At 40.6% G+C, this 14,239-nt stretch carries 28 protein-coding genes and 1 pseudogene; all 29 read left to right on the forward strand.

From position 1 onward, the window contains the following. Positions 1–150: 150 nt before the first annotated feature. The 29 genes and pseudogenes from rpsJ to MKX49_RS26620 all read left to right on the forward strand — a co-directional run bounded on the left by rpsJ (position 151) and on the right by MKX49_RS26620 (position 14,186). Positions 151–459, forward strand: coding sequence for a 30S ribosomal protein S10 (rpsJ, locus tag MKX49_RS26480; RefSeq protein ID WP_019244375.1), 309 nt, complete (start codon positions 151–153; stop codon positions 457–459). Between the two features lie 40 nt (positions 460–499). Then, complete coding sequence (gene rplC / locus MKX49_RS26485) at positions 500–1,129, forward strand: 50S ribosomal protein L3 (RefSeq protein ID WP_034305028.1); 630 nt, start codon at positions 500–502, stop codon at positions 1,127–1,129. A 25-nt stretch (positions 1,130–1,154) separates the two neighbouring features. Then, on the forward strand, positions 1,155–1,778 hold the full coding sequence (rplD, locus tag MKX49_RS26490) for a 50S ribosomal protein L4 (protein WP_053349064.1): 624 nt from the start codon (positions 1,155–1,157) through the stop codon (positions 1,776–1,778). Further along, a complete protein-coding gene (gene rplW / locus MKX49_RS26495) occupies positions 1,778–2,062 on the forward strand; it encodes a 50S ribosomal protein L23 (protein WP_063595512.1) in 285 nt (94 codons plus the stop codon). The genes rplD and rplW overlap by 1 nt, the downstream gene beginning before the upstream one ends. 26 nt (positions 2,063–2,088) lie before the next feature. Then, positions 2,089–2,919: a 50S ribosomal protein L2 gene (gene rplB / locus MKX49_RS26500; protein ID WP_063595511.1), complete on the forward strand. Its 831-nt coding sequence runs from the start codon at positions 2,089–2,091 to the stop codon at positions 2,917–2,919. A gap of 60 nt (positions 2,920–2,979) precedes the next feature. Continuing rightward, positions 2,980–3,258 (forward strand): 30S ribosomal protein S19, encoded by a 279-nt coding sequence (gene rpsS / locus MKX49_RS26505; RefSeq protein WP_034305018.1) that lies wholly within the window; start codon positions 2,980–2,982, stop codon positions 3,256–3,258. A 17-nt stretch (positions 3,259–3,275) separates the two neighbouring features. Next, complete coding sequence (gene rplV, locus MKX49_RS26510; RefSeq protein ID WP_034305017.1) at positions 3,276–3,617, forward strand: 50S ribosomal protein L22; 342 nt, start codon at positions 3,276–3,278, stop codon at positions 3,615–3,617. A 3-nt stretch (positions 3,618–3,620) separates the two neighbouring features. Further along, positions 3,621–4,277 carry a 30S ribosomal protein S3 gene (gene rpsC, locus MKX49_RS26515; RefSeq protein WP_034305014.1) on the forward strand — a complete coding sequence of 219 codons (657 nt, stop codon included), beginning with the start codon at positions 3,621–3,623 and terminating at the stop codon, positions 4,275–4,277. Position 4,278: 1 nt separating this feature from the next. Then, positions 4,279–4,713 (forward strand): 50S ribosomal protein L16, encoded by a 435-nt coding sequence (gene rplP / locus MKX49_RS26520; protein ID WP_034305012.1) that lies wholly within the window; start codon positions 4,279–4,281, stop codon positions 4,711–4,713. Further along, positions 4,703–4,906, forward strand: a complete 204-nt coding sequence (gene rpmC, locus MKX49_RS26525) for a 50S ribosomal protein L29 (RefSeq protein WP_034305010.1) — start codon at positions 4,703–4,705, stop codon at positions 4,904–4,906. The genes rplP and rpmC overlap by 11 nt, the downstream gene beginning before the upstream one ends. 18 nt (positions 4,907–4,924) lie before the next feature. Continuing rightward, a complete protein-coding gene (rpsQ, locus tag MKX49_RS26530) occupies positions 4,925–5,188 on the forward strand; it encodes a 30S ribosomal protein S17 (RefSeq protein WP_034305007.1) in 264 nt (87 codons plus the stop codon). Positions 5,189–5,229: 41 nt separating this feature from the next. Beyond that, positions 5,230–5,598 (forward strand): 50S ribosomal protein L14, encoded by a 369-nt coding sequence (gene rplN, locus MKX49_RS26535; RefSeq protein WP_034305005.1) that lies wholly within the window; start codon positions 5,230–5,232, stop codon positions 5,596–5,598. Positions 5,599–5,641: 43 nt separating this feature from the next. After that, the gene (rplX, locus tag MKX49_RS26540; RefSeq protein WP_063235796.1) at positions 5,642–5,953 is read left to right on the forward strand and encodes a 50S ribosomal protein L24; all 312 of its coding nucleotides are present in this window, start codon (positions 5,642–5,644) and stop codon (positions 5,951–5,953) included. A 29-nt stretch (positions 5,954–5,982) separates the two neighbouring features. Further along, positions 5,983–6,522 carry a 50S ribosomal protein L5 gene (gene rplE, locus MKX49_RS26545; protein ID WP_063235797.1) on the forward strand — a complete coding sequence of 180 codons (540 nt, stop codon included), beginning with the start codon at positions 5,983–5,985 and terminating at the stop codon, positions 6,520–6,522. A gap of 25 nt (positions 6,523–6,547) precedes the next feature. Next, positions 6,548–6,733 (forward strand): type Z 30S ribosomal protein S14, encoded by a 186-nt coding sequence (locus MKX49_RS26550; protein ID WP_034304998.1) that lies wholly within the window; start codon positions 6,548–6,550, stop codon positions 6,731–6,733. A 30-nt stretch (positions 6,734–6,763) separates the two neighbouring features. After that, positions 6,764–7,162, forward strand: a complete 399-nt coding sequence (rpsH, locus tag MKX49_RS26555; protein WP_034304995.1) for a 30S ribosomal protein S8 — start codon at positions 6,764–6,766, stop codon at positions 7,160–7,162. Positions 7,163–7,192: 30 nt separating this feature from the next. Continuing rightward, positions 7,193–7,729 carry a 50S ribosomal protein L6 gene (rplF, locus tag MKX49_RS26560; RefSeq protein ID WP_048677892.1) on the forward strand — a complete coding sequence of 179 codons (537 nt, stop codon included), beginning with the start codon at positions 7,193–7,195 and terminating at the stop codon, positions 7,727–7,729. Between the two features lie 32 nt (positions 7,730–7,761). Then, a complete protein-coding gene (rplR, locus tag MKX49_RS26565; RefSeq protein WP_034304989.1) occupies positions 7,762–8,124 on the forward strand; it encodes a 50S ribosomal protein L18 in 363 nt (120 codons plus the stop codon). A gap of 22 nt (positions 8,125–8,146) precedes the next feature. Continuing rightward, complete coding sequence (rpsE, locus tag MKX49_RS26570) at positions 8,147–8,647, forward strand: 30S ribosomal protein S5 (RefSeq protein WP_034304987.1); 501 nt, start codon at positions 8,147–8,149, stop codon at positions 8,645–8,647. A 16-nt stretch (positions 8,648–8,663) separates the two neighbouring features. Next, positions 8,664–8,846 carry a 50S ribosomal protein L30 gene (rpmD, locus tag MKX49_RS26575; protein WP_034304984.1) on the forward strand — a complete coding sequence of 61 codons (183 nt, stop codon included), beginning with the start codon at positions 8,664–8,666 and terminating at the stop codon, positions 8,844–8,846. A gap of 32 nt (positions 8,847–8,878) precedes the next feature. Continuing rightward, positions 8,879–9,319, forward strand: coding sequence for a 50S ribosomal protein L15 (rplO, locus tag MKX49_RS26580; RefSeq protein WP_034304982.1), 441 nt, complete (start codon positions 8,879–8,881; stop codon positions 9,317–9,319). Then, entirely contained in the window at positions 9,319–10,614 is a 1,296-nt protein-coding gene (gene secY, locus MKX49_RS26585; protein ID WP_034304981.1) for a preprotein translocase subunit SecY, read from the forward strand. Before rplO ends, secY begins: the two co-directional genes overlap by 1 nt. Before the next feature lie 58 nt (positions 10,615–10,672). Beyond that, positions 10,673–11,326 (forward strand): adenylate kinase, encoded by a 654-nt coding sequence (locus tag MKX49_RS26590; RefSeq protein ID WP_048677894.1) that lies wholly within the window; start codon positions 10,673–10,675, stop codon positions 11,324–11,326. 71 nt (positions 11,327–11,397) lie between these two features. Beyond that, positions 11,398–11,849, forward strand: a pseudogene (locus tag MKX49_RS26595) (M24 family metallopeptidase); the annotation flags it as partial. A gap of 42 nt (positions 11,850–11,891) precedes the next feature. Continuing rightward, positions 11,892–12,110 (forward strand): translation initiation factor IF-1, encoded by a 219-nt coding sequence (infA, locus tag MKX49_RS26600; RefSeq protein ID WP_028390440.1) that lies wholly within the window; start codon positions 11,892–11,894, stop codon positions 12,108–12,110. Between the two features lie 40 nt (positions 12,111–12,150). Next, positions 12,151–12,264 carry a 50S ribosomal protein L36 gene (gene rpmJ, locus MKX49_RS26605; protein ID WP_003156543.1) on the forward strand — a complete coding sequence of 38 codons (114 nt, stop codon included), beginning with the start codon at positions 12,151–12,153 and terminating at the stop codon, positions 12,262–12,264. A 22-nt stretch (positions 12,265–12,286) separates the two neighbouring features. Next, the gene (gene rpsM / locus MKX49_RS26610; protein WP_034304978.1) at positions 12,287–12,652 is read left to right on the forward strand and encodes a 30S ribosomal protein S13; all 366 of its coding nucleotides are present in this window, start codon (positions 12,287–12,289) and stop codon (positions 12,650–12,652) included. A gap of 22 nt (positions 12,653–12,674) precedes the next feature. Next, positions 12,675–13,064, forward strand: coding sequence for a 30S ribosomal protein S11 (gene rpsK / locus MKX49_RS26615; protein WP_028390438.1), 390 nt, complete (start codon positions 12,675–12,677; stop codon positions 13,062–13,064). A gap of 177 nt (positions 13,065–13,241) precedes the next feature. Next, positions 13,242–14,186: a DNA-directed RNA polymerase subunit alpha gene (locus tag MKX49_RS26620; RefSeq protein ID WP_034304976.1), complete on the forward strand. Its 945-nt coding sequence runs from the start codon at positions 13,242–13,244 to the stop codon at positions 14,184–14,186. The last annotated feature ends 53 nt before the right edge of the window (positions 14,187–14,239 follow it).

The following is a 14,239-nucleotide window of genomic DNA, read 5'->3' on the forward strand; positions in this document are numbered from 1 at the left end:
CTTGTGTTATATGTATAATAGACAATGTTGGTCTTTGACTGCGATGATATGGAAGGTTGCTGACACACCCGGCCGCTTTGCCATGGCGAGTGTGTGGGAAATTTCCATTGAGAAGGTCTATTTTAAAATAGGCGAAAAGGAGGGAAAATTATGGCAAAACAAAAAATTCGTATCCGTTTAAAAGCATATGATCACAGAATCCTTGATCAATCTGCTGAGAAAATTGTTGAAACTGCAAAACGTTCTGGTGCGGCTGTATCTGGTCCAATTCCATTACCTACGGAAAGATCGGTATATACGATCCTACGTGCGGTTCATAAATACAAAGATTCTCGTGAACAATTCGAAATGCGTACGCATAAACGTCTAATCGACATCGTTAATCCAACTCCACAAACAGTTGATTCATTGATGCGTTTAGATTTACCATCAGGCGTTGACATTGAAATCAAATTATAATTCATATAAATATGAACAATTACTCTAGGAGGTGTGACTTATGACCAAAGGAATCTTAGGAAGAAAAATCGGTATGACTCAAGTTTTTGCTGAAAACGGTGAACTTATTCCGGTAACAGTTATCGAAGCTGCTAATAACGTGGTTCTTCAAAAGAAAACTGTTGAAACTGATGGCTATGAAGCAGTTCAAGTTGGTTTTGAAAACAAACGCGAAAAGCTTTCTAACAAACCTGAAAAGGGCCATGTTGAAAAAGCAAATACTACTCCTAAGCGCTTCATTCGCGAATTCCGCGGAACGGATCTTACTGAATATGAGATCGGTCAAGAAGTCAATGTTAGTATTTTCGCTGAAGGCGATTTAGTAGATGTATCAGGAATTTCAAAAGGTAAAGGTTTCCAAGGCTCTATCAAGCGTCATGGACAATCTCGCGGACCTATGTCTCATGGTTCTCGTTACCACCGTCGCCCAGGTTCAATGGGTCCTGTAGCTCCAAACCGCGTATTCAAAGGTAAACTATTACCAGGACGTATGGGTGGAGAACAAATTACTGTTCAAAACTTAGCTATCGTTAAAGTTGATGTTGAACGCAACCTACTATTGATCAAAGGTAATGTACCTGGTGCTAGAAAAGCATTGATCAAAGTTAAAACTGCTGTTAAAGCAAAGTAATTTCTGAGAAAGGAGGAGCAATAGAATGCCAAAAGTTACATTGTTCAACCAAACAGGTTCACAAGTTGGCGACATCGAACTAAATGAATCCATCTTTGGTATCGAACCTAATAATCATGTATTATTTGAAGCAATCATCATGCAACGAGCTTCCTTACGTCAAGGAACTCATAAAGTTAAAAACCGTTCTGAAGTTGCAGGCGGTGGACGTAAACCTTGGAAACAAAAAGGAACTGGACGTGCGCGTCAAGGTTCTATCCGTTCTCCACAATGGCGTGGCGGTGGCGTTGTTTTTGGACCTACTCCAAGATCTTACGCTTACAAGCTACCTAAAAAGGTGCGTCGTTTAGCTATTAAATCTGCATTGTCTGCAAAGGCATTGGAAGAGAACATTTTGGTACTTGAAAGCTTGTCTTTCGAAGCTCCAAAAACAAAAGAATTTGTAGCAGTACTTAAAAATCTTTCTGTTGATACTAAAACGTTAGTCGTTACTGACGGTTTAGATGAGAAAGTTGCTCTTTCTGCACGTAACATCCCTGGTGTTACTGTAGTTGAAGCTGTTGGTCTTAACGTTCTTGATGTTGTTTCACACAACAAATTGATCTTGACTAAATCAGCTGTCGAAAAAGTAGAGGAGGTGCTTGCATAATGGATGCACGCGATATCATTAAGCGCCCCGTAATCACTGAACGCTCTTCAGACGTAATGGCTGAAAAGAAATATACTTTTGAAGTTGATGTTAAAGCTAATAAAACTCAAGTTAAAGATGCTGTTCAAGAAATTTTCGGCGTTAAAGTTGAGAAAGTAAACATCATGAACTACAAAGGTAAATTCAAACGCATGGGCAAACATGCAGGCTATACTAACAAGCGCCGTAAAGCTATTGTTAAATTAACTGCTGACAGCAAAGAAATCGAGCTATTCGAAGCTTAATTCATTAGAGAAGGAGGGAAATACAAATGGCGATTAAGAAGTATAAACCTACCTCTAACGGTCGACGTAATATGACAACTTCGGATTTTGCTGAGATCACTACAGACAAACCGGAAAAATCATTACTTGCTCCTTTACACAGCAAAGGCGGCCGTAATAACCAAGGTAAGTTAACAGTTCGTCATCAAGGTGGCGGCCACAAGCGTCAATACCGTATCATCGATTTCAAACGGAATAAAGATGGTATACCTGGACGCGTTGCTACTATTGAGTACGATCCAAATCGTTCTGCAAACATTGCATTAATTAATTACGTTGATGGAGAAAAACGTTATATCCTAGCTCCGAAAAACCTAGAAGTAGGTTTGGAAGTTATGTCAGGTCCAGAAGCTGACATTAAAGTGGGTAACGCTCTACCTCTTATTAACATCCCAGTTGGTACAGTAATTCATAACATCGAACTTAAACCAGGAAAAGGTGGACAATTAGTCCGTTCAGCAGGAACATCTGCTCAAGTACTTGGTAAAGAAGGTCGTTATGTACTTGTACGTTTAAACTCAGGTGAGGTTCGTATGATTCTTGCTACTTGCCGTGCTTCAATCGGTCAAGTTGGTAATGAACAACATGAACTTATCAACATTGGTAAAGCTGGCCGTAACCGTTGGTTAGGTAAACGCCCAACAGTTCGTGGATCTGTAATGAACCCGAATGATCACCCACACGGTGGTGGTGAAGGTAAATCTCCAATCGGACGTAAATCACCAATGTCTCCATGGGGTAAACCTACTCTTGGATTCAAAACTCGTAAGAAGAAAAATAAATCCGATAAATTTATCGTACGTCGTCGTAAAAAATAACGGGATTGAGCTACGGTTCATATATAGAACCGTAGAACAGTCACGAAGGGAGGTACTCGCATGGGTCGTAGCTTAAAAAAAGGGCCTTTTGTTGATGATCATTTATTGGTAAAAGTTGAAAAATTAAATGAAGCTGACAAGAAACAGGTAGTAAAAACTTGGTCTCGTCGCTCAACAATCTTCCCGCAATTCATCGGACACACAATCGCCGTTTATGACGGTCGTAAGCACGTGCCGGTTTATGTAACAGAAGATATGGTAGGTCACAAACTAGGCGAATTCGCGCCTACACGCACTTATAAAGGTCACGCAAGTGATGACAAGAAAACAAGACGTTAATGAGAGGAGGGCATCTCATGCAAGCTAAAGCTGTCGCTAAAACAGTTCGTATTGCTCCTCGTAAAGTGCGTTTAGTCGCAGATTTAATTCGAGGAAAACAAGTAGGTGAAGCAGTAGCGATTCTTCGCTTAACACCAAAATCTGCTTCTCCAGTCGTAGAAAAAATTCTGAAATCTGCTATCGCAAATGCAGAACACAACTACGAAATGGATATTAATAACCTAGTCGTTTCAGAGGCATACGTTAACGAAGGACCAACATTAAAACGTTTCCGTCCTCGCGCTCAAGGTCGTGCGAGTGCTATAAACAAACGTACTAGTCATATTACAATCGTTGTATCAGAAAAGAAGGAGGGGTAATCTGTGGGTCAAAAGGTAAATCCAATCGGTATGCGTATCGGGATAATCCGTGACTGGGAATCCAAATGGTACGCTGATAAAGACTACGCAGTTCTTTTGCATGAAGACATCAAAGTTCGTGAATATATCGCGAAACGTCTAAATGATGCTTCAGTTTCAAAGGTTGAAATCGAACGTGCAGCTAACCGTATCAATGTATCTGTCCACACTGCTAAACCAGGAATGGTTATCGGTAAAGGCGGTACTGAAGTCGAAGCACTTCGTAAAGCTTTGAACCAGCTGACTGGCAAAAGAGTTCATATCAATATCATCGAAATTAAAAGAGCAGATCTTGACGCAAAATTGGTTGCTGAAAACATCGCTCGTCAGCTAGAAAACCGTGTTTCATTCCGTCGCGCTCAAAAGCAAGCTATCCAACGTACTATGCGTTCTGGAGCAAAAGGAATCAAAACTCAAGTTTCTGGTCGTCTTGGCGGTGCTGATATTGCTCGTGCTGAACATTACAGCGAAGGAACAGTTCCACTTCACACACTTCGTGCAGACATAGATTATGCTCATGCTGAAGCAGATACTACTTACGGTAAGCTAGGCGTGAAAGTTTGGATCTACCGTGGAGAAGTTCTTCCTACTAAGAAGAAATCTGAGGAAGGAGGAAAATAATATGTTATTGCCAAAACGCGTAAAATACCGTCGTGAACACCGCGGTAAGATGAGAGGGATGGCTAAAGGCGGCACTGAAGTTCATTTCGGAGAATTTGGACTTCAAGCTCAAGAAGCTTCCTGGATCACGAACCGTCAAATCGAAGCAGCTCGTATTGCGATGACTCGTTATATGAAACGTGGAGGGAAAGTTTGGATCAAAATCTTCCCAAGCAAACCTTACACAGCTAAGCCGCTTGAAGTACGGATGGGTTCCGGTAAAGGTGCTCCTGAAGGTTGGGTAGCAGTAGTTAAACCGGGCAAAGTTATGTTTGAAATCTCTGGTGTATCTGAAGAGGTGGCAAGAGAAGCATTGCGCCTTGCAGCACACAAACTTCCAATCAAATGCAAGTTTGTAAAAAGAGAGGAAATTGGTGGTGAAACAAATGAAAGCTAATGAAATCAAAGATCTAACCACTGCTGAAATTGAACAAAAACTAAAATCTCTTAAAGAAGAACTATTTAATCTTCGTTTCCAGTTAGCTACTGGACAACTTGAAAATACAGCTCGCATCCGTGAAGTTCGCAAATCGATTGCTCGTATGAAAACAGTTGTTCGTCAAAGAGAGATCGGTGTCACTAATCGATAATGAATGGAGGTTTGCAGAATGAGCGAACGCAACCAACGCAAAATCTACACTGGACGCGTAGTATCCGACAAAATGGATAAAACAGTTACAGTAGTTGTAGAAACCTATAAAAAGCATTCTTTATACGGTAAACGCGTGAAATACTCTAAAAAGTTAAAAGCTCATGACGAGCTAAACGAAGCTAAAGCAGGCGACGTAGTACGTATCATGGAAACTCGTCCACTTTCAGCTACAAAACGCTTCCGTCTTGTAGAAGTAGTAGAAAAAGCAGTAATCATTTAATATAGTTCGGATTAAGCTAATTCCGAAGGGAGGTACCGTACATGATTCAACAAGAATCTCGTTTAAAAGTCGCTGACAATTCAGGTGCTCGTGAAGTGCTAACAATTAAAGTCCTAGGTGGTTCTGGCCGTAAAACTGCAAACATCGGTGATATCATCGTTTGTACAGTTAAACAGGCAACACCAGGAGGCGTTGTTAAAAAAGGTGAAGTCGTTAAGGCTGTTGTTGTCCGTACAAAACGTGGTATGCGTCGTCCTGACGGTTCTTACATTCGTTTTGATGAAAACGCATGTGTAATTATCCGTGACGATAAGAGCCCACGTGGAACACGTATCTTTGGACCTGTTGCTCGTGAATTACGTGACAATAGTTTCATGAAGATCGTTTCTCTTGCTCCAGAAGTTCTATAATATGTAAAATTTGTATAAAGCCTTTCAAGGAGGTGCCAAGCTAATGCATGTTAAAAAAGGTGACAAAGTCGTAGTCATCTCTGGTAAGGACAAAGGCAAACAAGGAACAATTCTTTCTGCATATCCGAAACAAAATCGTGTGCTTGTTGAAGGAATTAACATCGTGAAAAAGCATTCCAAGCCATCTCAACTTAATCCACAAGGTGGAATTATCAGCAGAGAAGCTGCTATTCACGTATCCAATGTAATGCCACTTGATCCTAAATCAGGTAAACCGACTCGTGTTGGATATAAGATTGAAAATGGTAAAAAAGTACGCGTAGCTAAAATATCAGGTGAAACTTTAGATAAATAAGTCATAAATGAAGGGAGGTACACTAAGCAATGAGCCGCCTTAAAGAAAAATTAAAAAGTGAAATTACACCATCATTGATGGGCAAATTCAACTATCAATCAGTAATGCAAGTACCAAACATTGAGAAAATCGTTATTAACATGGGTGTGGGTGACGCAGTATCTAACTCGAAAGCTTTAGATACAGCTGTTGAAGAACTTACATTGATCACTGGTCAAAAACCTGTTATAACAAAAGCAAAAAAATCAATCGCAGGCTTCCGTTTGCGTGAAGGTATGCCTATTGGAGCGAAAGTTACATTACGTGGAGAACGTATGTATCAATTCCTTGATAAGCTAGTATCTGTATCTTTACCGCGTGTACGTGATTTCCGTGGCGTTTCAAAGAAATCTTTTGACGGACGTGGAAACTATACATTAGGCGTTAAAGAACAACTTATCTTCCCTGAGATTGATTACGATAAAGTGAGCAAAGTTCGTGGTATGGACATCGTTATCGTAACGACTGCCAACACTGACGAAGAAGCTCGTGAACTACTTACTCAAGTTGGAATGCCGTTCCAAAAGTAATCTCTAAATAAAGGGAGGCGAAATCGTGGCTAAAAAGTCTATGATCGTAAAGCAAAAACGCGAACAAAAGTTTAAAGTACAAGAATATACACGTTGCGAACGTTGCGGACGTCCACATTCTGTATTACGTAAATTTAAACTTTGTCGTATTTGTTTCCGCGAACTTGCATATAAAGGACAAATTCCTGGCGTTAAAAAAGCTAGCTGGTAAAACCCGAGTTTGGGAAGGAGGTAAAATATAATGGTCATGACAGATCCTATTGCAGATATGCTTACTCGCATCCGTAATGCGAATATGGTTCGTCACGAAAAACTGGAAGTTCCTGCTTCAAAGATCAAAAAGGAAATTGCTGAGATCTTAAAAAGTGAAGGCTTCGTACGTGACTTTGAATTAATCGAAGACAACAAACAAGGTATCATCCGTATCTTCTTAAAATACGGTGCAAACAACGAACGTGTTATCACTGGTCTAAAACGTATCAGCAAACCTGGTTTGCGTGTATATGCAAAAACTGGAGAGGTACCACGCGTTCTTAACGGTTTAGGTATCGCAATTGTTTCTACTTCTCACGGAGTTTTAACAGACAAAGAAGCTCGCTCTAAACAAGTTGGCGGAGAAGTTTTAGCATACGTTTGGTAATACATTTTCACAAGAATGGAGGTGCACATTATGTCTCGTATAGGTAAAAAACCTATTGAAATCCCTGCAGGCGTTACAGTTACTGTTACTGGAAGTGAAGTAACTGTTAAAGGACCTAAAGGTGAATTATCTAGATCATTCAGTCCTGACCTTTCAATCGTTGTTGAAGAGAACGTGTTAACTGTAACACGCCCGTCTGACGAGAAGACTCACCGTTCTTTACACGGTACTACTCGCGCGCTTATCTCTAACATGATTGAAGGTGTATCAACAGGTTTCGTAAAATCACTTGAACTTATTGGGGTTGGGTACCGTGCACAAAAGCAAGGTAACAAGCTTATCCTTAACGTAGGATATTCCCACCCTGTAGAAATAGAGCCAGAAGCTGGCGTTGAAGTCGAAGTTCCTTCTAATACAAAAGTAATCGTAAAAGGTGCAAGCAAAGAACGTGTAGGAGCTCTAGCAGCTAATATCCGTGATGTTCGCCCGCCTGAACCGTATAAAGGTAAAGGTATCCGTTACGAAGGCGAATTCGTTCGTCGTAAAGAAGGTAAAACAGGTAAGTAATGCCGCATAAGTAAACGAAAGGAGTGACGTAAATGATTACGAAGCTTGATAAAAATGCTACTCGTCAGAAAAGACATGCGCGTGTACGTGCTAAGCTTTCTGGAACAGAAGCTCGTCCTCGTTTAAATGTGTTTCGTTCAAACAAACACATTTACGCACAATTAATTGACGATGCAAAAGGCGTAACATTGGCAAGTGCTTCAACTCTTGATAAAGAGATCGGTATCGAAGCAGGTAGCAATGCTGAAGCAGCTCAAAAAGTTGGCGAACTTATTGCGAAACGTGCTGTTGAAAAAGGTTTCAAAGCTGTGGTTTTTGACCGCGGTGGTTACCTCTTCCATGGTCGTGTTAAAGCATTGGCTGACGCTGCTCGTGAAAACGGCTTAGAATTTTAATGGATAAGGAGGGACATAACAGATGCGTAGCATTGATCCTAATAAATTAGAACTTGAAGAACGCGTAGTTACAGTAAATCGTGTAGCTAAAGTTGTTAAAGGCGGACGTCGTTTCCGTTTCACTGCACTAGTTGTTGTTGGTGATAAAAATGGTCATGTTGGATTTGGTACTGGTAAAGCTCAAGAAGTTCCGGATGCTATCCGTAAAGCTATTGAGGATGCTAAGAAAAATCTAATTACTGTACCGATGGTTGGTACTACTATTCCTCACCTTGTGAACGGTCGCTATGGCGCAGGTCACATTCTATTGAAACCAGCTTCTGAAGGTACAGGAGTAATTGCTGGTGGTCCTGTTCGTGCGGTACTTGAATTAGGCGGAGTTAGCGATATCTTGTCTAAATCACTAGGTACTAATACACCTATTAATATGGTTCGCGCAACAATTGAAGGATTGAAGCAATTGAAACGTGCTGAAGACGTAGCTAAGTTACGTGGAAAATCAGTACAAGAACTGTTAGGATAAGGAGGGAAATCGAATTATGGCTAATAAATTAGAAATCACCCTCACTCGCAGCTTGATTGGTCGTCCTGAAGATCAACGTGTTACAGTTAACACTTTGGGTTTACGCAAAATGCATCAAACGGTTGTTCAAGAAGATAACCCTGCGATTCGCGGTATGATTACCAAAGTTGCTCATCTTGTTACTGTAAAAGAACAATAAAATAATTTTTAACTTAACAAGGAGGTGCCAACATGAAACTTCATGAGTTAAAAGCTGCAGAAGGTTCTCGTAAAGAACGTAAACGTAAAGGTCGCGGTATTGGATCTGGTAACGGTAAAACAGCAGGTAAAGGACACAAAGGACAAAACGCTCGCTCCGGCGGCGGTGTGCGTCTTGGATTTGAAGGGGGTCAAACTCCTCTATTCAGACGTTTACCTAAACGTGGATTTACCAACATCAACCGTAAAGACTATGCTATCGTGAACCTTGATACGTTAAATCTTTTCGAAGACGGTACTGAAGTAACACCAGCTCTTCTACTTGAGACTGGCGTTGTAAGTAAAGAAAAAGCAGGAATCAAGATTCTTGCCAAAGGAAGCATTGAGAAAAAGCTTACTGTTAAAGCTCACAAATTCTCGTCTACTGCTAAAGAAGCTATCGAAGCTGCTGGCGGTAATACAGAGGTGATCTAATGTTTCGCACGATCTCCAATTTTATGCGCGTGGGTGAAATAAGGAATAAGATTATTTTTACCCTTCTAATGTTAATCGTCTATCGCATCGGTACATTTATACCTGTACCGCATGTGAATGCCGATTTTCTCGCTGAACAGGACCAGCTGAGCGTCATCGGGCTTTTAAATACCTTTGGCGGCGGGGCACTGCAAAACTTTTCCATTTTAGCGATGGGTATCATGCCGTACATCACGGCATCCATCATCGTTCAGCTGCTACAGATGGATGTTGTTCCTAAGTTCACTGAATGGTCTAAACAAGGGGAAGCAGGGCGCCGTAAATTAGCGCAATTCACTCGTTACTTCACTATTATCCTAGGGTTTATCCAAGCAGTTGGAATGTCCTATGGGTTCAATAATATGTCAGGTGGACAGTTGATTGAAAATCCTGGAATTGCAACATACTTGCTTATTGCGACTGTCTTAACGGCAGGAACAGCTTTTCTTTTGTGGTTAGGGGAGCTGATCACTGCTAAGGGTGTGGGTAATGGGATTTCCATCATTATCTTTGCTGGTATCGTAGCTAGTTTGCCTACTACGGCAAATCAGATTTACGCACAGCAATTTGAGAATGCCGGTGATCAATTATTCTTACGAATCATAACGATTATCCTCATAGTTTTAGCAGTATTAGCAATCGTGGTTGCTGTTATCTTCATTCAGCAGGCATTACGTAAAATTCCTATTCAGTATGCGAAACGTGCTGCGGTAGGTCGTACGCAAATGGGTGGCCAGTCTACTCATTTACCATTGAAAGTAAATGCTGCGGGGGTTATTCCGGTAATCTTTGCAATGGCATTTATTATTACTCCCACTACAATCGCTTCTTTCTTTGGAAAGAACAGCGTGACTAGCTGGATATCAACAAATCTTGATTACACCAAACCAATTGGTATGATCATATATGTTGCTCTTATCATTGCTTTTGCGTATTTTTATGCTTTCATTCAGGTTAATCCTGAACAAATGGCTGAGAATTTGAAAAAGCAAGGTGGCTATGTGCCGGGGATTCGTCCAGGTAAGAGTACACAAGAATATTTAACACGTGTTTTATACCGTTTGACGTTTGTAGGCTCGATATTCTTGGCCATCATTGCCGTTTTACCGGTATTTTTCATTAAGCTTGCTGATCTACCTCAATCTGCACAGATTGGTGGTACCAGTTTGCTGATCGTAGTCGGGGTTGCCCTTGATACGATGAAGCAGCTGGAATCACAACTTGTGAAGAGACACTATAAAGGCTTTATAAAGTAATGAGTTTTGGGAACGGCTTGTTCCCTTTACCCATTATAGAGTTTGAGGGGGAAGAAAATTGAATCTAGTGTTAATGGGTCTGCCGGGTGCTGGTAAAGGCACTCAAGCTGAACAAATCGTAGAAAAATATAATATCCCTCATATCTCTACTGGAGATATGTTCCGAACAGCTATCAAAGATGGAACAGACTTAGGTCTAAAGGCGAAATCATTCATGGACAAAGGCGAATTGGTACCTGATGAAGTTACCATTGGCATCGTACGTGAGCGTTTAAGCAAGGAAGACTGCCTAAGAGGATTTTTGCTTGATGGATTTCCACGTACTGTGGCACAGGCAGAGGCACTTGAAAGCATTCTAACTGATTTAGATCGCAATATGAATTTTGTCATTAATATCGATGTTGATAAAAGCATCTTAATGGAAAGATTGACAGGGCGTCGTATTTGCAAATCATGTGGTGCGACATACCATCTTGTATTCAATCCTCCTGCTAAAGATGATGTATGCGACCGCTGCGGCGGAGAATTATATCAACGTGCCGACGATAATGCTGAAACGGTTCAAAATCGCTTAGATGTGAATTTGAAACAAACAAAGCCACTTCTTGATTTCTACGGAGACAAAGGTTACTTGGTCAACATTAACGGACAGCAAGATATTAATAAGGTATTTGAAGATATCGATGTGTTGCTTGGTGCTTTACAAAATTAATCATATGTATTGATTTATGAAATTCATACCATTTTTATAACTTACTAGTTAAACTTGGTGCATTCCTATAATACAAAGGGTATAATGGATTTCGCGAGAGCATTCGCACATTTATTAATCAGGTTCTTGTACTTGGTATTCCCTGAATTGGGCGATTACTTTTTAAGTGATCTTCATGGACATATCCGGTCGGCAAAATTGATGAAGAAATGCAGTGACTCTATTGGGATTCCTAAAGAGTCGTGATATAGAGGGTTGAAAGAAGCTATGTCAGGCGTGCGCCTTTCAAACATCTCCCATGCTATTCAAACCTATGTCGAGACTAATTGCTTCTCTATTTCGAGAGTATGTCGGTCACGGAATCGGTCAAGACTTACATGAGGACCCATAAAATCCTCATTTCGGTCCAACTGATAAAGGTCCTCAGTTAAAGCCTGGTTCTACAAAATGGTGAATACTTGATGCAGAATTGTAAGACTTATGAGGATAATTGGACTGTAGTAATGTTGACGGAAAGATGTGCACCTTTAATAGGTTCACGCATAGAGAAGGGAGAATCACTTTAATGGCGAAAGATGATGTAATTGAAGTAGAAGGCACAGTACAAGAGACTTTGCCAAATGCAATGTTTAAGGTAGAATTAGAAAATGGTCATACTGTTTTAGCTCATGTATCCGGTAAAATTCGTATGCACTTTATTCGCATTTTGCCTGGAGATAAAGTTACGGTTGAGCTTTCCCCGTATGATCTAACTCGCGGCAGAATCACATACCGGTTCAAATAATCCGGTTACGCTCCGATCTGTATAAGGAGGTTAGATAGCAATGAAAGTCAGACCATCAGTCAAACCAATCTGCGAAAAGTGTAAAGTTATCCGCAGAAAAGGTAAAGTAATGGTTATTTGCGAAAACCCTAAACATAAACAAAAACAAGGCTAAATAGAAGGAGGTGCACTCAAGCATGGCACGTATTGCTGGAGTAGATATTCCCCGTGACAAACGTATTGTTATCTCATTAACATATATATATGGTATTGGAAAACAAACAGCGATCAAGATTCTTGCAGAAGCAGGCGTTTCTGAAGAAACTCGCGTTCGTGACTTAACGGAAGACGAATTGAACAAAATTCGTGATATCATTGACAAGCTTAAAGTAGAAGGCGACCTTCGTCGTGAAATCTCCCTAAACATCAAACGTTTAATGGAAATCGGTTCTTACCGTGGTTTACGTCACCGTCGTGGTCTTCCTGTTCGCGGTCAAAATACAAAAAACAATGCTCGTACGCGTAAAGGACCTCGTCGTACTGTAGCTAACAAGAAAAAATAATTAGTAAAGGAGGTTACTTTTCATGGCACGTAAAACTAATACACGTAAACGTCGTGTGAAAAAGAATATAGAAACTGGTATTGCACATATTCGTTCAACATTCAATAACACTATCGTTACGATCACTGACTCTCATGGTAATGCTATTTCTTGGTCAAGTGCTGGAGCTCTAGGATTCCGTGGATCTCGTAAATCCACTCCATTTGCTGCACAAATGGCTGCTGAAACAGCTGCTAAAACATCAATTGAACATGGTATGAAAACTCTTGAAGTTACAGTTAAAGGACCTGGTGCTGGACGTGAGGCTGCCATTCGTGCACTTCAAGCTGCTGGCCTAGAAGTAACTGCAATTAAAGATGTAACTCCAGTTCCACATAACGGATGCCGTCCACCAAAACGTCGCCGTGTTTAATTTTTCTGTATAGATTTTGTATTCCTGTCAATAATGGGATATAATACTGAGTTTGCGTTCTTACAGAGGATTAATTTTCAGTTGTTGCGCACAGCGGGAACGTATACATGGGGAATTTCGGTTTAAGTGACTTCGTTTACTTGCCGGGGTTTTGACGTTTTGAAGGAGGGTTTATTGATGATCGAAATAGAAAAACCAAAAATCGAAACGGTTGAAATCAACGACGATACCAAGTACGGTAAATTCGTCGTAGAGCCACTAGAGCGTGGGTATGGTACTACATTGGGTAACTCCTTACGTCGTATTCTTTTATCCTCACTCCCAGGTGCTGCTGTCACAGCTATACAAATTGATGGAGTGCTACATGAGTTCTCAACAATTGAAGGCGTCGTGGAAGATGTAACATCTATCATTCTTAATGTGAAAAAACTAGCTCTTAAGATTTACTCTGATGAAGAGAAGACGCTGGAAATTGACGTTCAGGGTGACGGAGTCATCACGGCTGCTGATATCACTCATGATAGTGATGTAGAAATTCTTAATCCGGATTTATATATTGCTACAATTGGTAAAAACGGTCATATGCGTATGCGTTTATCTGCACGTCGCGGCCGCGGCTACACTCCTGCTGTTCAAAACAAGAGAGAAGACCAGCCAATTGGTGTAATTCCAATCGATGCTCTTTACACTCCGGTTTCACGCGTATCTTTCCAAGTTGAAAATACACGTGTTGGACAGTTGTCTAACTTTGACAAGTTAACGTTTGATGTTTGGACTGATGGCAGTACTGGTCCGCAAGAAGCGGTAGCACTTGGAGCTAAGATTTTAACAGAGCATTTAAATATCTTTGTTGGTTTAACCGATGAAGCTCAAAATGCTGAAATCATGGTTGAAAAAGAAGAAGATCAAAAAGAAAAAGTTCTTGAGATGACGATCGAAGAATTAGACCTTTCTGTTCGTTCTTACAACTGCTTGAAACGTGCTGGAATCAATACCGTTCAAGAGCTAGCTCATAAAACGGAAGAAGATATGATGAAAGTACGTAATCTAGGTCGTAAATCACTTGAAGAAGTGAAAGCGAAACTAGAAGAATTAGGCTTAGGTCTTCGTAAAGACGACTGATAACATGGCGGAATCAATCCATTATGTTGTGAGCCTTGTTATTGACACACAAT

The organism is Peribacillus sp. FSL M8-0224, assembly GCF_038003055.1.
GTDB classification, from domain to species: domain Bacteria; phylum Bacillota; class Bacilli; order Bacillales; family DSM-1321; genus Peribacillus; species Peribacillus frigoritolerans.

Coding starts and splice junctions, on each gene's coding strand:
- rplP (WP_034305012.1), top strand. CDS start 4,279: ATGTTATTGCCAAAACGCGTAAAATACCGTCGTGAACACCGCGGTAAG.
- infA (WP_028390440.1), top strand. CDS start 11,892: ATGGCGAAAGATGATGTAATTGAAGTAGAAGGCACAGTACAAGAGACT.
- rpsE (WP_034304987.1), top strand. CDS start 8,147: ATGCGTAGCATTGATCCTAATAAATTAGAACTTGAAGAACGCGTAGTT.
- rplO (WP_034304982.1), top strand. CDS start 8,879: ATGAAACTTCATGAGTTAAAAGCTGCAGAAGGTTCTCGTAAAGAACGT.
- rplW (WP_063595512.1), top strand. CDS start 1,778: ATGGATGCACGCGATATCATTAAGCGCCCCGTAATCACTGAACGCTCT.
- rpsM (WP_034304978.1), top strand. CDS start 12,287: ATGGCACGTATTGCTGGAGTAGATATTCCCCGTGACAAACGTATTGTT.
- rpsJ (WP_019244375.1), top strand. CDS start 151: ATGGCAAAACAAAAAATTCGTATCCGTTTAAAAGCATATGATCACAGA.
- rplC (WP_034305028.1), top strand. CDS start 500: ATGACCAAAGGAATCTTAGGAAGAAAAATCGGTATGACTCAAGTTTTT.
- rplF (WP_048677892.1), top strand. CDS start 7,193: ATGTCTCGTATAGGTAAAAAACCTATTGAAATCCCTGCAGGCGTTACA.
- rpsQ (WP_034305007.1), top strand. CDS start 4,925: ATGAGCGAACGCAACCAACGCAAAATCTACACTGGACGCGTAGTATCC.
- rplR (WP_034304989.1), top strand. CDS start 7,762: ATGATTACGAAGCTTGATAAAAATGCTACTCGTCAGAAAAGACATGCG.
- rpsK (WP_028390438.1), top strand. CDS start 12,675: ATGGCACGTAAAACTAATACACGTAAACGTCGTGTGAAAAAGAATATA.
- secY (WP_034304981.1), top strand. CDS start 9,319: ATGTTTCGCACGATCTCCAATTTTATGCGCGTGGGTGAAATAAGGAAT.
- rplX (WP_063235796.1), top strand. CDS start 5,642: ATGCATGTTAAAAAAGGTGACAAAGTCGTAGTCATCTCTGGTAAGGAC.
- rpsS (WP_034305018.1), top strand. CDS start 2,980: ATGGGTCGTAGCTTAAAAAAAGGGCCTTTTGTTGATGATCATTTATTG.
- rpmJ (WP_003156543.1), top strand. CDS start 12,151: ATGAAAGTCAGACCATCAGTCAAACCAATCTGCGAAAAGTGTAAAGTT.
- rplN (WP_034305005.1), top strand. CDS start 5,230: ATGATTCAACAAGAATCTCGTTTAAAAGTCGCTGACAATTCAGGTGCT.
- rplE (WP_063235797.1), top strand. CDS start 5,983: ATGAGCCGCCTTAAAGAAAAATTAAAAAGTGAAATTACACCATCATTG.
- rplB (WP_063595511.1), top strand. CDS start 2,089: ATGGCGATTAAGAAGTATAAACCTACCTCTAACGGTCGACGTAATATG.
- rplD (WP_053349064.1), top strand. CDS start 1,155: ATGCCAAAAGTTACATTGTTCAACCAAACAGGTTCACAAGTTGGCGAC.
- MKX49_RS26620 (WP_034304976.1), top strand. CDS start 13,242: ATGATCGAAATAGAAAAACCAAAAATCGAAACGGTTGAAATCAACGAC.
- rpsH (WP_034304995.1), top strand. CDS start 6,764: ATGGTCATGACAGATCCTATTGCAGATATGCTTACTCGCATCCGTAAT.
- rplV (WP_034305017.1), top strand. CDS start 3,276: ATGCAAGCTAAAGCTGTCGCTAAAACAGTTCGTATTGCTCCTCGTAAA.
- rpmD (WP_034304984.1), top strand. CDS start 8,664: ATGGCTAATAAATTAGAAATCACCCTCACTCGCAGCTTGATTGGTCGT.
- rpmC (WP_034305010.1), top strand. CDS start 4,703: ATGAAAGCTAATGAAATCAAAGATCTAACCACTGCTGAAATTGAACAA.